Raw genomic sequence first — 14,325 nt, forward strand, 5'->3', positions numbered from 1 at the left:
GGCACAATGGACCCGTGAACGAGTCGATACCCGTGACCCGGGACGTAGATCACGGGGTCGCCAAACTCATGCCCGATGTCGACCGGGAGCGGGCCTGGCTGCTGACTGTGGACGGGGCGCCGCAGTCCTACGTGGACCTGGACGCGCCGACGCACCTGGAGTTCGAGTACACGCGGCGACTCGGGCACGTGCTGGATACCCTCGCGGAAGCGGGGCGCCCGCTGGACGTACTGCACCTGGGCGGCGGGGCGCTCACGTTGCCCCGGTACGTGGCGGCGACCCGGCCGGGTTCGCGGCAGGACGTGGTCGAGGCCGACCGGGGGCTGCTGGAGTTGGTCACCGAGCACCTGCCGTTGCCGGACGGCGCCGGTGTCACCGTGCACGGGGCCGACGCCCGAGCCTGGCTGGAGGCGGCGCCGGACGGTTCGGCGGACGTCATCGTCGCCGATGTCTTCGGCGGCTCACGGGTTCCGGCGCACCTCACATCCGTGGCCTACGCCCGCGAAGCCGAGCGCGTCCTGCGCGCCGACGGCGTCTACCTGGCCAACCTCGCGGACGCCGCCCCCTTCACCTTCCTGCGTGCCCAACTCGCCACGTTCGGCACGGTGTTCCAGGAACTGGCACTGATCGCGGAACCGGGCGTGCTGCGAGGCCGCCGCTTCGGCAACGCGGTAGTCGTCGCCGCCCACCACCCGATCGAAACGGTACCCCTGACCCGGCTCGTCGCCTCGGACGCGTTCCCGGCACGTCTCGAACACGGGCCTGCGCTAAGGGACTTCATCGGCGGTGCGCGACCGGTCCAGGATGAGGATGCCGTGCCGTCGCCCGAGCCTCCGGACGGCGCGTTCGGTATCGGCTGAGTCGGCTCCTGGCCTCGCGCGTCTGCCCGGGGCGAACGGTGGCCCGAACGGCGGGCCGGGCTCGGGAAGTTACTAGGCGGTGCGCAGCCGGTCCAGAACGGGGACCGGTTGACCGGGGGGCTCCCGTGGTCCCGCACGGTTTCCAGGCGTGGCTCCAACGTGGGCCTGTGCCCCGGGAGTTCATCAGCGGTGCGTGGCCGGTGCGCAATGAGGATGCTGCGCCGTCACCTTGCAGCCCGGGATGCTGCCTCGCCGCGCCCCGAACACGGGCCTGCGCTCCCGAACACGGGCCTGCGCTGAGGACTTCACCGGCAGCACGCGAGCCAACCGCGACGAGAGCGCCGTACCGCGGCACCTGAACGGACAGACCCGGAGCCCCGCCCACCTTCCCCGCACGCCCCGAACTCAGCCCCACCCCAAGGCACTTGACCGCCGGACACCCGCCCCGCCCCCACCATCACCCAAGCCCCTCAACCGCCCGCCCGCCATCATCGACCGACCCACCCGCACCCCCCGGCGTCCCCTCCACGTCCCCCACCCCACCCCGCCGCCGCAAATTCCGAACCTCCGGCACACACAGCACCGCCCCCGTCACCACCGTGACCAGAGCCGCGCATCCCCACAGCGCGGCCGTACGTCCGAAGGCGGATTCCGTCGGGCCGGCCGCCGCCGCGGCGAGGGGCATCAGCGCGATCGAGCCGAACCAGTCGTAGGCCGAGATCCTGGAGAGCTTTTCCTCGGGGATCTCCTGGTGCAGGGCGGTCATCCAGCTCACCCCGAACACCTCGACCGTCGTGCCCGCGACGAACATCACCGCGAAGAGGACGCCGATCGGGGCCGGGATCGCGAGGGCGGCGGACGGGAGGGCCAGGGGGAAGATGCCGAGCATGCCTGCCAGGAGGAGGCGGCGGGGTTTCCAGCGGGTCATCAACAGGGCGCCGGCTACCGTGCCCGCGCCGAATGCCGCCAGGGCCAGGCCCCACGGGCCCGCGCCGCCGAGGCTGTCGCGGGCGACGAGCGGGCCGTAGACCGCGTCCGCCGCGCCGACGACCGCGTTGGCGATGGAGAAGGCCACGACGATGGACCACAGCCACGGGCGGCCGATGAACTCCCGCCAGCCGTCGCGGAGATCGGCCAGCATCCCGCCGCCCGGCGCGCGTGGTGCGATGTGGCTCACGTCGAGGAAGGAGCGGAGGCCGCCGGCCACCGCGAACGCCGCCGCGTCGATCGCCAGCACCGAGCCCGGGCCGACCGCCGCGACCAGCGCGCCGCCGAGCGCCGCGCCGCCCAGCGACGCGCCCTGCATCGCCATCCGGAAGACCGCGAACGCCCGGCCCGCCTGTTCGCCGCTCACCGTGGACATGAGCATGCCCTCGGCCGCCGGGCCGAAGAACGCCTGGCCGGTGCCGCCGAGCGCGGTCAGCAGCATCATCTGCCAGAGGCGGGGGTCGCCGGTCAGGACGAGTACCGCGAACGCCGCCTGTGACACGCAGCTCAGGGCGTTCGCCGCGACCATCACGTGGTGCCGGGGCACCCGGTCCGAGATCGCGCCGCCGATCAGCAGGAACAACACCAGGGGCAGCGTGCGCGAGGCCGCCACCAGACCCACGTCACCGCTGTCGCCGCCCGACTCCAGCACGGCGAACGCGGACGCGATCAGCGCGCCGTTGCCACCGAGACCGGTCGCCACCGCGGCGGCGGTCAGGAGGGTGTAGTTGCGGCCCGCCCAGTCGGGTCGGCGCGATCGGCGGGAGGTGGGGGTGGCGGTCACCGGCCGACTATCGCCGCCCACGCCACACCCCGCCAAACGGATTGCCGCCAGAATCAAGCCAAACGGACAAACGGCCAACGGCCCACGGCTGTCAGCTCGTTGCGCCCGTCGGATCCCCGTGCAGCCGTACGGTGCTCAGGATCTTCTGGATCGTCGCGTCCGGGATCTCCTCGCTGACGCCCTTCGCGCCGTAGAGCGTCCAGGAGACGAAGTCGTCCGCCGAGTTCTTGAAGGCGAACGTGGTCGCCTTGCCGTCGGAGGAGCACTTGCCCGTCTTCGGCACGCCGGACGTGTACGACGTGGCGACGCTGCCGACGACACCCGACTTCGTCGTGTACGGCTTGGCCGCGCCGATCTTCAGGTACTTCTTGGACGAGTCCTTCTGGTCCGTGTACCCGCCGAACGCGAACGCGGCCGCGTCACCGCGCGCGGTGCTCGCCGTGTCCTTCGCGCCGTCCTCGCCCTTGGTGCCGCTCGACGCCAGCGACGACGTCTCCTTGGTGCCGTCCTTGTTGTCGTCGGACTCGCACCAGTCCTGCTTGAGGTAGGCGGGCGCGGAGAAGCCGATGTACGGGGAGCCGTCGCCCTTCACCTCGTCCTCGAAGAACGTGAAGGTGCCCGGCTTGCCGACCTCCCAGGTGGCGGGGACGTCGAAGGCGGTGCCGTACTTCTGGTTGACGACGACCTTCCAGCCCGCGATCGTCGGCTTCTCGGTCTCGTTGCCGCGCGGGTTGTCGTCCGAACCGGAGGAGGAGGCACTCGGGTCCGCGGACGCCGACGGCGACCTGCTCGCCTTGTCCGTGCCGCCGTCCGCCTTGTCGTCCTTGTTGCCGCCGAGTACCAGGAAACCGGTCACACCCGCGGCCACGACGACGGCCGTCGCCGCGACGATCGCGACCAGCTTCGTCCGGTTCCCGCCGCCCCCGCCCTGCGGCGGCTGAGGCGGCTGCGGTCCGCCCGCGGAACCCGGAGCGCCCCACTGCGGCTGCTGCCCATAGGGATTGGGCTGCTGATAGCCGGGCTGCTGATACGGATTCGGCTGTTGGTACCCCGGCTGCTGGTACGGGTTGTCCTGCGGGTTCTGCTCGCCCCCGGGCGGCTGCTGTCCTGGCCACATGGGGGGTAACCCTAGTGCGGCCCCGGACACGGTTGGGTCACCGCCCCTTGTCAGGGTCGTACCAACTCCATCCGAGCGGACGGCCGCGCGGTGTGTGCGGGCGCACACACCTGGCCAGATGTGGCTACTCGTGGGTAACATCACCGTCATGAGTGCTGACCAGATGTCGATAGGCGAACTGCTCGCCGCCACGGTGCCGATGGTTCGGACCCTGAACCTCGAATACCTGGAGACCAGTCCGGAGCGGGCCGTGCTGGCCCTGCCGGACCAGAGCGAGTACCGCAACCATGTCGGCGGTCCGCACGCCGGCGCGATGTTCACCCTCGGCGAGTCCGCCAGCGGCGCGATCGTCCTCGCCGCCTTCGGCGACCAGCTCTCGCGGGCCGTGCCGCTCCCGGTCAACGCCGAGATCGCGTTCAAGAAGATCGCCCTCGGCCCGGTGAAGGCCACCGCGACCCTCGGCCGCCCCGCCGCCGACGTCGTCGCCGAACTCGACGCGGGCCGGCGCCCCGAGTTCCCGGTCACCGTCGCCATCCAGCGCGAGGACGGCGCCGTCACGGGCGAGATGACGGTCACCTGGACCCTCCGGCCGAACGGCTGACCAGTTCAACTCGGCTCAACTCCGTTACGGGGACCGGTCATTGCCCATGGGCGACCGACTCCGCTACGAGGGCCCGGTCATCGCCTGCCGATGACCGGGCCCTCGTGCGCGTGAGGCGCAGGCCGCGACGATCAGGCCGCGATCCGCGAGCTCCTGCCCTCGCTCTCGCCAGGCTCTCCGGCGCTCTCCCCGCTCTCCAGCCCCGCCACGAACTCCTTGAGCCACGCGACGAATTCGGGTCCCAGGTCGTCGCGGTCGCAGGCCAGCCGGACCACCGTGCGCAGGTAGTCGGCCTTGTCGCCGGTGTCGTAGCGCAGGCCCTTGAAGACGACTCCGTGGACCGTGCCGTCGGCGGCCAACTCCTGGAGGGCGTCGGTGAGTTGGATCTCGCCGCCGCGGCCGGGCGGGGTGCGCTCCAGGGTGGGGAAGATCGCGGGGTCGAGGACATAGCGGCCGATGACGGCGTAGCGGCTCGGCGCGTCCTCGCGGGACGGCTTCTCGACCAGGCCGGTGACGCGTACGACACCCTCCTCGCCGGTCGGCTCGACGGCCGCGCAGCCGTACAAGTGGACTGATTCCTCAGGGACTTCCATGAGGGCGACGACGCTGCCGGCGTAGCGCTCGCGGACCTCCAGCATCTGGCTGAGCAGGGTCTCGCGCGGGTCGATCAGGTCGTCGCCGAGGAGGACCGCGAAGGGTTGGTCGCCGACGTGGTGGCGGGCGCAGAGCACCGCGTGCCCGAGGCCGAGCGGGTCGCCCTGGCGGATGTGGTGGATGTCGGCGAGGCGCGCGGGGTCGCGTACGGCGTCCAGACGCACGGTGTCGCCCTTGGCGGCCAGGGCCTGTTCGAGCTCGAAGGCGTGGTCGAAGTGGTCCTCGATGGCGCGCTTGTGCCGCCCGGTGACCATCAGGATGTCGTCGAGCCCGGCCGCCGCGGCCTCCTCGACGACGTACTGGATCGCGGGCTTGTCGACGACCGGGAGCATCTCCTTCGGCGTCGCCTTCGTCGCGGGCAGGAACCGCGTGCCGAGTCCGGCGGCCGGCACGACCGCCTTGCGGACCGTGGGGACGCGGGCGGGTGCGGGGGTGGCTGAGGAGTGGGGGGCGATCATGAGGCCCATGGTGGCGCACGGCGATGAGAGCACCCCGAGAGAAACTTCGGAGTTCCCTGTGTGCCGACCTTAGTTCGCGGGGGAGTTGGAGATTTGGTGGAGACGCCTGTGGATACCGCGGGTAACCAATCTGAATTCTCTGCGTTTTGAACATCGGTCACTCGAACTCCTTGTTTCCTGTCAGCGGCTTGTGCGAGTGTGAGCCACCCCGTGAGACCGGCTGTCAGTAGACATCGGAAGGCAATGGTCAGCGTCCCTTCCGGTGCCTTCTGACATCTCATAGGTATGCACCAATCAAGCACCTGCTTTCCGAGGGCGGTCATTCCGTGTGCCGTCCTGCGGCTTGGAAGGAAATGGTTCCGTGCAATCCCCCAACCCCCCACGCCCGCCGTTCCCGCCCCGCCCCGGATCGACCCCGGGGGAGTCCGACCGCAATCTCGTGGCGCAACTCGGCGATAAGGCGACGGGCACCCGTGCCGTGGCACTGCTGCTGGCACGACACTGGCAGGCGACAAGTGAATATGCGGTCATCTGCCTTGCCACCGTCGACAGTTCGGCGTCCATGGTGGCCAGCGCGGCCTTCCACCAGGTACTGGCGGGCCGCGCCACCGGCGGCGCCCTGCGTCCCCAACTCCTCGTGGCGGTAAGGGAGATGGTGAAGACGTGGGCGGCGGAGGAGCGAATTGCCGCGGTGCTGCCGGAACTTCGTAAACCTACTGGCGCCCGAGGTCTACGCGCGGCGAGGTCCGGCACCTCCGAAAGGCGGAAGCTCGCCGAGCGGGCTTTCGGGGAGCTGTCCGGCGCCTCCCAATGCCTGCTGTGGCACTCCGAGGTCGAGGCCGAACCCATATCCGTACCGGCCGGTCTGCTGGGCGTGGACGAGGTCACCGCGACCGCCGCGCTGGACCAGGCGCGAGAGCAATTCCGGCAGGGCTGTGCACGTGCCCATAAGGAACTCGCGCCGACCGCGGAATGCCGTCACTACAACCGGCTCCTCGACGTCCCGATCCGCCGCGGCGGCGGACTGTTGCCCGATGTGCAACGGCATCTCATGACGTGCCGCTACTGCCGTTTCGCGGCAGAGCAGTTGAGCCATTTCGACGGCGGCCTCGAAGTGCTGCTCGCCGAGACCGTCCTCGGCTGGGGCGCCCGCCGCTACCTCGACTCACGGCCCGGCCGTGAGACCCCCGAGTCCGCCGCCCGCGCAGCCCGCCGTCCGATGGGCCGCCACCGACCCACGTCGGACGGCCGTCTCGCCTTCCCGCGCAGGCACCCCAAGGTCGCGCTCGTGGGCGTGGGTCTGACCTCCCTGGCCCTGCTCGCGACCGTGCTCGCCACCAAGGGCTGGACGGAAGGGGGCAACACGCCTGATCCGCATGTCACTTGGGGTGCGGCCAGCGGCAGTTCGACCCACCCGAGCCCTGTCGGCGCGCCCTCGTCCGACGGTGCCGCCGCCTCCGCGTCGGCTGCCGGCGCCGACGGGGGAGTCGCGGGAGTCGTCCAGCAGGGCGTCCTGCGCAGCCTCGCCTCCGGCCTGTGCCTCGACATCCCGGGCGGCCAGGTGCGGTCCGGGGCCGCCGTCACCATGGCGGCCTGCTCGACCGCCGGATCACAGCAGTGGTCGTACGACCAGGACGGCCTGCTGCGCAGCCTCACCGACCCGGGACTCTGCCTCGACGCCGACACCACCGCCCACACGATCACCCTGGCCGGCTGCCTGGTGCACGCGGGCGAGGTGCACTACGACCTGACGGTGCGCGGCGAGTTCCTGCTCCGCTGGAGCCAGGGACTGGCCGTGGCGCCGGCGAGCGCGAAGGCCGGGGCGCGGGTCGTGGTGACGGACCGGAACGGGTCCGCCGGGCAGCGGTGGGCGCTGGAATCCGCGGCCGACGCGCGGGTGAAGCTGGGCGACCCGACAGGAAAGGGCGAGACGGACGGGAAGGGGGAAGTACCGGGGGACGGCGCACCCGACGTGCCCGCGCCGCCCGAGGGCGCCCCCCAGGGTGACGTACCGCCGCCCCCTCTCTCGAACCTGCCGCAACAGGGCCAGCAGCAGTACGCACCCCGCGCCGCGCAGGTCGCCTGCTGCGACGAACCGGCGCCGGAGCCCGGGCCCTCGGGTGGCGACGCCGGTGCCGTGCAGCCGCTGACGGCCGTAGGGGACGCCGTGGGAAATGTCGTGGGAGGCGTCCTTGGCACGGTCACCACGCTTGTTCCGTCCCTTTAGTGAGCTGAGCTGAGCGCCGGGGCTGCCCCCGCCGGATGCTGTTGGAAAATCCCGGTGCGGCCGGGGCACCCTTCCCAGAAAGCGTGACACTTCTCGCGAAAGTGTCACGCTTTCTCGGCTGTGCAGGGTCGCCCAGGCCCGCTGACGGGATGGGCCAACAGCGTCCCACCGGGGTGGCCCCGCAGCTCTGTCACCCTTCGGTACTTGTGGGCGCCCGGCCGATTCCTGTTCGGGTCATTGACACGAGTCAGTGACGGTCATAGTTTTCCCGCCGCGCCAGTGCTGTCTAACGGGTCGTCAAGTCGGTCTCCGCGCAAGGTGAGTTCAGATACCGAACGCGGCCCGGGACATCGAGGCGCACCAGCGGTTCACACCGTCGTGCCCGCACACCGAAGGAGTGACGGCTCATGACCGACACCGTGTCCCGGCGATCCGCCCTGCGTCTGCTGGGCGGCGCGATCGCGGTCGCCAGCGCGGCCACCACCGGACTCGTCTCCCCGTCGCACGCGTACGCGCAGGCCAGACCCGAGGCGGGGGCCGGACCCCGCGTCGAAGGACTCCTGGCCAAGCTCACCCTCGACGAGAAGATCTCCCTCCTGCACGGCGCCACCGACCCGGACTCGCTCGGCCAGGCCGGTTACATCCCCGGCGTCCCCCGCCTGAAGATCCCGCCGCTCCGGCTCACCGACGGACCGGCCGGCGTCCGCGTCACCGCCCACGCCACCGCCCTCCCGGCGCCCGTCCTGCTCGCCTCCGCCTTCGACCCCGAACTCGCCCGCCGCTACGGCCGGGTCGTCGGCCGGGAAGGCCGCGCGCTCGGCCAGGACGTCCTGCTGTCGCCGATGGTCAACCTCATCCGCACCCCGTACGCGGGCCGCAACTTCGAGACCCTCAGCGAGGATCCGCTGCTCGCCGGCGAGTTGGTCGCCGCCGAGATCAAGGGCATCCAGGGCGAGGGACTCATCGCGACCGTCAAGCACTTCGCGATGAACAACCAGGAGAAGGACCGCGACTCCATCGACGTACGGGTCGACGAACAGACCATGCACGAGATCGAGTTGAGGGGTTTCGAAGCGGCCGTCGGCGCGGGCACCGGTGCGGTCATGGGCGCGTACAACAAGGTCAACGGCACCTTCGCCTGCGAGAACAAGACCCTCCTCACCGACGTCCTGCGCGGCCAATGGGGCTTCGAGGGCTGGGTGATGACCGACTGGTTCGCCGCGCACAGCACCGTCGCCGCGATCACCGCAGGCCTCGACATGGAGATGCCGGACGGCACTTACTTCGACGCGCCCCTCAAGTCGGCCGTACAGAACGGCAGTTTGTCCGAGCGGTACGTCGACCGCGCGGTGCGAAGGATCCTCGGCGTCATGGACCGGTTCGGCCTCCTCGACGGCAGCGTGCCGCCCCGGCCCGATCGCAACGCGAAGGCGGGCGCCGCCGTAGCCCTGGAAGTCGCCAAGGCGGGCGCCACCCTGCTCCGCAACGAGAACCGCACCCTCCCGCTGACCGGCAGCGGGGGCATCGCGGTGATCGGCCCCACCGGCACCCTGCCCTTCGTGAGCGGCGGCGGCAGCGCGCATGTCGTACCGGACCACGCGGACAGCCCGCTCGACGCGATCAGGGCGCGGGCCGGTTCGCGGAACCGGGTGACGTACGCACTCGGCGAGGACCTGTTCGGCAAGGCCATCCCCGCGTCCTCGCTCACGCCCGCCTTCGACAGCGAGGGCCAGCAGGTGGACGCGGGCAAGACCTGGCAGTACGACGGCTCGCTCACCGTGACCGAGTCCGACGAGTGGACGTTCGTCCTGCACTTCGACTCGGCCCCCACCGCCCGCCCCCAAGTCCTCCTGGACGGCGCGGAGTTGTTCCCGATCGCGGCCGGCTACGGCGAGTACTTCTCCGGCGGCCTGGTCTCCGTCGACCCCGACGGCCTCTCCGTCCGCCGCAAGACCCTCACCCTCGCCCAGGGCACCCACACCCTGAAGATCACCGCCGAGGGCGGCGACGCGGGACTGTTGTTCCGGCTGCGGCGCATCACCGGCGGGACCCGCGCCCAGGACGTCGCCGAGGCGGTCACCGCGGCACGCGCCGCCCGCAGTGTCGTCCTGTTCGCCTACGAGGACGCCACGGAGGGCCTGGATCGCACCACCATCGAACTTCCGGGAAACCAGGTGGAGTTGATAGCTGCCGTCACGACCGCGAACCCGCGCACCACGGTGGTCCTCAACACCTCGTCCTCCACGTCGATGCCGTGGCTGGCGCGCACCGGCGCGGTCCTCCAGATGTACTACCCGGGCCAGGAGGGCGCTGCCGCCACGGCCGCCGTCCTGTTCGGCGACTGCGACCCCGGCGGCCGCCTCACCCAGTCCTTCCCGGTCGACGACGCCCACCACCCGGTCGCCGGCGACCCGCTCCGCTACCCCGGCGTGAACGGCATCGAGGAGTACTCCGAGGGCATCCACGTCGGCTACCGCTGGTACGACGCGAAGGGTGTCCGGCCCCTCTACCCGTTCGGGCACGGACTCTCGTACACCTCCTTCTCCTACGAGGACGCGTCGGCGCGGTGGCACGGGCACGGGCTCGACGTGACGTTCACGGTCCGCAACACCGGCCGACGGGAGGGTGTGGCCGTGCCTCAGGTGTACGTCGGCCGCTCACCGGACCTCCAACTCGACCAGGCGGTACGGGTGTTGGGCGGCTATCGGCGACTCGTGCTGCGGGGCGGGGAGCGGCGGCGGGTTACCGTGCATGTCGATGCGCGTACTTTGTCGTCGTGGGACGCGAAGCGGCACGCGTGGGTGCTCGGGAGCGGACGGCGGGCCGTGTGGGTGGGGGCCTCGGCGGCGGATCTGCGGGTGCGGACGAGTGTCGATGTGAAGTGAGCAGCGAAGGGCGCGATCCGCAAGGTAAGGTAAGCCTTACTTAACTTGGTGGAATCGTTGGAGGAATGCCCCGGCATTCCCCTGGAGGCCCTTATGGCGGACAACCCAAGCGCCCTGACCCTCACCCGGGTGCGGCTCGGTGCCGGTGGGCCGCTCGCCCGGGTGCGGGTGGCGGACGGCCGGATCACTCACGTCGTACCGGAGCCGGACGCGGGCTCGGGCGCCGAGGTCGGCGGTGGGCGTCAACTCGATCTGGGCGGGCGGGTGTTGCTGCCCGGGCTGTGGGACGCGCACGTCCATCTGGCGGAGTGGGCGAGCGCCCGGCACCGGCTCGACCTGGCCGGTACCGGGTCCGCGCGGGCCGTCGCCGACCTCGTCCGGGAGCGGGCCGGGGCGGCCGGCGGCTCGGTGCTCTACGGGTACGGGTTCCGGGACGGGCTGTGGGCCGACGCCCCGCACAAGGCGCTGCTGGACGCGGTGCTGCCCGACCGGCCGGTCGCTCTGGTCAGTGCCGATCTGCATGCCGCGTGGCTCAACTCCGCCTGCCTCGCCCTCGTCGGGCGGGGCGACCACCCCACCGGCCTGATCCGGGAACACGAGGCCCACGAGGTCCTGTCCGCGCTGCCCGCCGCCCCGGTCGACGTGGTCGACGGGTGGATCGAGGAGGCCTGCCGGGCCGCCGCCGCGCGCGGGGTCAGCGGTGTCATCGACTTCCAGTACGGCGACACGGTCGCGGACTGGGAACGGCGCTCGGCCCAATTCCGGCCCGCCGTAAGGGTGTCGGCCGCGGTGTACCCGAGTTACCTGGACGCCGCGATCAAGCGCGGGCTGCGGACCGGGGACGAGGTCGGCGCCGACGGGAGCCTGGTCCAGGTCGGGCCGCTGAAACTCTTCACGGACGGTTCGCTCAACACCCGCACCGCCCTGTGCCGCGACCCCTACCCGGGACTCGAGGGCACGGACGGCGCCCACGGTATCGAGGAGACGGCGCCCGACGAGCTGGTCCGGCTCATGCGGCACGCCGCAGCACACGGCATCGAACCCGCCGTGCACGCCATCGGCGACCGCGCCAACACCGTTGCCCTGGACGCCTTCGAGGCGGTGCGCTGCCGCGGCCGGATCGAGCACGCACAGTTGCTCAGCCCCCAAGACCTGCCGCGCTTCGCCCAGTTGGGGGTCACGGCGGGGGTGCAGCCCCGGCACGCGACCGATGACCGTGACGTGGCGGACCGGCACTGGGCCGGACGCACCGAACGTGCCTTCCCCTACGGCGACTTGCTCGCCGCCGGCGCCCGGCTGGAGTTCGGTTCGGACGCCCCGGTCTCGCCGCTCGACCCCTGGCTCGCCATCGCGTCCGCCGTCAACCGCACCGACGACGAACGCCCCGCCTGGCACCCGGAGCAACGCCTGTCCGTCCCGGACGCGTTGGTCGCCGCGGCGCGCGGACGCCGGCTCATCAGGGTCGGTGACCCGGCCGACCTGGTGGTCGTCGACGCGGACCCGCTGGACGCCGAACCGGACACCCTGCGCGCGATGCCCGTCCACGCCACGATGACCAACGGCCGCTGGACCCATGGGCCTTACTGAGCGGGTACCGCGCTCCCCCTTCCCCGGTGAGAGGCCGATGCGTATGCCGTCATCCGACATGGTCCCGTACGTCATGCCCGGTTCCGCCGTGCTGCCCCCGGACCGGACGGGCTGGGCCATCGACCCGGGCCGCGCGGCGCTGGTGGTCCTGAACGTGCAGAACCACTTCCTGCACGTCCTGCGGGAGTCCTCCGCGCCGGTCGGTGAACTCCTCGCCGGAGTCGGCCTGTTGACGGAGTCCGCGCGGGCCGCGGGGATTCCCGTCCTGTACACCCTCAAGACCGCCGAGCGGGAACCGGACGGCCGAGAGACCAGCTTCGGGCATCCACGCCTGCCCGGCGGCGAAGACTCCCGTGACGTCGTGGACGCGATCCGCCCGCAGGTCGGCGACAGTGTGCTGGTGGCGAAGCGGTTCAGTGCCTTCGCCGGTACCCGACTGCGGCGCAGGCTCGCGGAGTTGGGGCGCGACCAGCCGGTCATCGTCGGGGTGTTCGCCCGCACCCAGGTGCTGCTGACGGCCGCCGACGCCTGGATGCAGGACATGGAGCCCTTCGTCGTCGCCGACGCGGTGGCCGACCGGGCGCCCGACGACCACCGGATGGCCGTGGACTGGATCGCGGCGACGTGCGGAGCGGTGCGGACAGTGCGGGGCGTGGCGGAGGTGTTCGGCGGACCCGATCGCCGGTGGCGCGGAGAAAACCGACCCTCAACACCGCTGATTTGAACGAGGTTTGACCAGCCGGGCCCGCAGTCGCAGCGAAAACCCCGGGCCCGGAAGGGACCGTACCCTCCGGGCCCGGGGAGCCGGGGTGGGTCAGACGGGCAGCTTCGCCGCCTGTACCGACCGATGGATCTCCTCCGCCCGCACCGCGACCGTCGACAGCAGCGTGCTGGTCAGCCCGTGCGTGTGCTCGGTGCCGCCCTGGAGGTAGAGGCCCGCGGTGACTTCGGGGACCGTCTCGACCCGGTGGTCCCGGCCGACGCGGATCTCGTCGCCGTCGTCCCTGAGGCAGAGCTTCGCCGCCTCGCCGAGCAGTGAACTCAGGTCGCGGGGGCGGTAACCGGTGGCGAGCACCAGCACATCGGCGGACAGCACCTGCTTCTCGCCGGTGGGCAGGAACTCCACGGCGACGTCGAGACCGCCGCCGGTCGCGGGGTCGACGGCGCGGATGCGGGAGACGTTGAGGAAGCGCAGCCGTTCCCGTCCGGCCACCTTCTCCCGGTACGCGGTGGCGTACAGGGCCTCGATCAACTCCATGTCCACCACGGAGTAGTTGGTGGAGCGGTGGTAGTCGATGAGCGACTGCTTGACCTCGGACGGGGCAGAGAAGTAGACGTCCACCGCCTCCGGGTCGAAGATGCGGTTCGCGAACGGGCTGTCGTCCGCCGGGGTGTAGCCGTATTTGGCGAACACCGAGCACACCTCGGCGTCCGGGAAGGTGCGGTGCAGATAGTCGACCGCCTCGGCGGCGCTCTGCCCGGCGCCGAGCACCACGGCCCGCTGCACGGGCTTGCCCTCGTCGGCGAGGCGGGTCGCGCGGGGGATCAACTCGCTGTTGTGCCAGATGCGTTCGGCCAGTTCGAGCCCCGGCGGAACGTGCGGCTCAAGTCCCATCGCGACGCTGATGTTGCGCGCCCGGCGGGTGATCGTCGTACCGGAACCCGAAGGGTCGTGGCTGGTGACGTCGAAGTAGGCGATCCGGCCGTCGTCGCCGCGCACCGGGTCGACGGCGATGACCTCGCTGCCGTAGGAGACCAGGTGGGAGACCCGCTCGGCCGCCCACTCGAAGTACTCGTGGAACTCCACGCGGAGCGGGAACAGGGTCTTCTGGTTCAGGAAGTCGATCAGCCTGCCCTGCTCGCGCAGGAAGCAGAGGAAGCTGTAGTCGCTGGTCGGATTCCGCAGCGTGACCAGGTCTTTGAGGAACGACACCTGCATCGTGGCGTCGTCGATCAGCATGCCCCGGTGCCAGCCGAAGCGCGGCTGGCGTTCCAGGAACAGGGCGTTGAGACGGCTGTCTGCCGGAAGGCTCTTGTTGTGCTCCTCAACCGCTATGGACAGAGCGAGATTTGACGGACCGAATCCGATTCCGAGTATGTCGTGGACCACTTCGGAATCCAGTAGCGGTGACTTCACCGTGGCATCGCCTCCCTCAGGCAGCCCA

At 71.1% G+C, this 14,325-nt stretch carries 10 protein-coding genes; 6 read left to right on the top strand and 4 right to left on the bottom strand.

Annotated elements, in window-relative coordinates; all coding sequences use genetic code 11:
- Positions 1–14 precede the first annotated feature (14 nt).
- Positions 15–860, top strand: coding sequence for a spermidine synthase (locus tag OG504_RS43695; RefSeq protein ID WP_405994722.1), 846 nt, complete (start codon positions 15–17; stop codon positions 858–860).
- Positions 861–1,317: 457 nt separating this feature from the next.
- On the opposite strand, the gene OG504_RS43700 is transcribed toward OG504_RS43695, so the two are convergent.
- Both OG504_RS43700 and OG504_RS43705 read right to left on the bottom strand, forming a co-directional pair.
- Positions 1,318–2,631, bottom strand: coding sequence for an MFS transporter (locus OG504_RS43700; protein WP_405994723.1), 1,314 nt, complete (start codon positions 2,629–2,631; stop codon positions 1,318–1,320).
- Positions 2,632–2,722: 91 nt separating this feature from the next.
- Positions 2,723–3,748 (bottom strand): hypothetical protein, encoded by a 1,026-nt coding sequence (locus OG504_RS43705; RefSeq protein ID WP_405994724.1) that lies wholly within the window; start codon positions 3,746–3,748, stop codon positions 2,723–2,725.
- Between the two features lie 163 nt (positions 3,749–3,911).
- On the opposite strand from OG504_RS43705, the gene OG504_RS43710 reads away from it, so the two are divergent.
- Positions 3,912–4,349, top strand: a complete 438-nt coding sequence (locus tag OG504_RS43710; RefSeq protein ID WP_359610662.1) for a DUF4442 domain-containing protein — start codon at positions 3,912–3,914, stop codon at positions 4,347–4,349.
- 131 nt (positions 4,350–4,480) lie between these two features.
- On the opposite strand, the gene galU is transcribed toward OG504_RS43710, so the two are convergent.
- On the bottom strand, positions 4,481–5,461 hold the full coding sequence (galU, locus tag OG504_RS43715; RefSeq protein WP_405994725.1) for a UTP--glucose-1-phosphate uridylyltransferase GalU: 981 nt from the start codon (positions 5,459–5,461) through the stop codon (positions 4,481–4,483).
- A gap of 439 nt (positions 5,462–5,900) precedes the next feature.
- On the opposite strand from galU, the gene OG504_RS43720 reads away from it, so the two are divergent.
- The 4 genes from OG504_RS43720 (at position 5,901) to OG504_RS43735 (ending at position 12,884) form a co-directional block, all read left to right on the top strand.
- Positions 5,901–7,688: a ricin-type beta-trefoil lectin domain protein gene (locus tag OG504_RS43720; RefSeq protein WP_405996579.1), complete on the top strand. Its 1,788-nt coding sequence runs from the start codon at positions 5,901–5,903 to the stop codon at positions 7,686–7,688.
- Between the two features lie 407 nt (positions 7,689–8,095).
- Entirely contained in the window at positions 8,096–10,573 is a 2,478-nt protein-coding gene (locus tag OG504_RS43725) for a beta-glucosidase (protein WP_405994726.1), read from the top strand.
- Positions 10,574–10,666: 93 nt separating this feature from the next.
- Positions 10,667–12,160, top strand: a complete 1,494-nt coding sequence (locus tag OG504_RS43730) for an amidohydrolase (RefSeq protein ID WP_405994727.1) — start codon at positions 10,667–10,669, stop codon at positions 12,158–12,160.
- 43 nt (positions 12,161–12,203) lie between these two features.
- Positions 12,204–12,884 carry an isochorismatase family protein gene (locus OG504_RS43735; RefSeq protein WP_405994728.1) on the top strand — a complete coding sequence of 227 codons (681 nt, stop codon included), beginning with the start codon at positions 12,204–12,206 and terminating at the stop codon, positions 12,882–12,884.
- Positions 12,885–12,974: 90 nt separating this feature from the next.
- Here the strand turns inward: OG504_RS43735 and OG504_RS43740 are convergent, their stop codons facing one another.
- On the bottom strand, positions 12,975–14,270 hold the full coding sequence (locus tag OG504_RS43740) for a lysine N(6)-hydroxylase/L-ornithine N(5)-oxygenase family protein (protein WP_405994729.1): 1,296 nt from the start codon (positions 14,268–14,270) through the stop codon (positions 12,975–12,977).
- Positions 14,271–14,325 lie beyond the last annotated feature (55 nt).

The sequence above is a fragment of the Streptomyces sp. NBC_00986 genome, assembly GCF_045162565.1.
Lineage (GTDB): Bacteria > Actinomycetota > Actinomycetes > Streptomycetales > Streptomycetaceae > Streptomyces.

Bases quoted from the DNA above. Each gene is read 5' to 3' on its own strand.
- OG504_RS43705 (WP_405994724.1), bottom strand. From the start codon at position 3,748: ATGTGGCCAGGACAGCAGCCGCCCGGGGGCGAGCAGAACCCGCAGGAC.
- galU (WP_405994725.1), bottom strand. From the start codon at position 5,461: ATGATCGCCCCCCACTCCTCAGCCACCCCCGCACCCGCCCGCGTCCCC.
- OG504_RS43710 (WP_359610662.1), top strand. From the start codon at position 3,912: ATGTCGATAGGCGAACTGCTCGCCGCCACGGTGCCGATGGTTCGGACC.
- OG504_RS43735 (WP_405994728.1), top strand. From the start codon at position 12,204: ATGCCGTCATCCGACATGGTCCCGTACGTCATGCCCGGTTCCGCCGTG.
- OG504_RS43730 (WP_405994727.1), top strand. From the start codon at position 10,667: ATGGCGGACAACCCAAGCGCCCTGACCCTCACCCGGGTGCGGCTCGGT.
- OG504_RS43725 (WP_405994726.1), top strand. From the start codon at position 8,096: ATGACCGACACCGTGTCCCGGCGATCCGCCCTGCGTCTGCTGGGCGGC.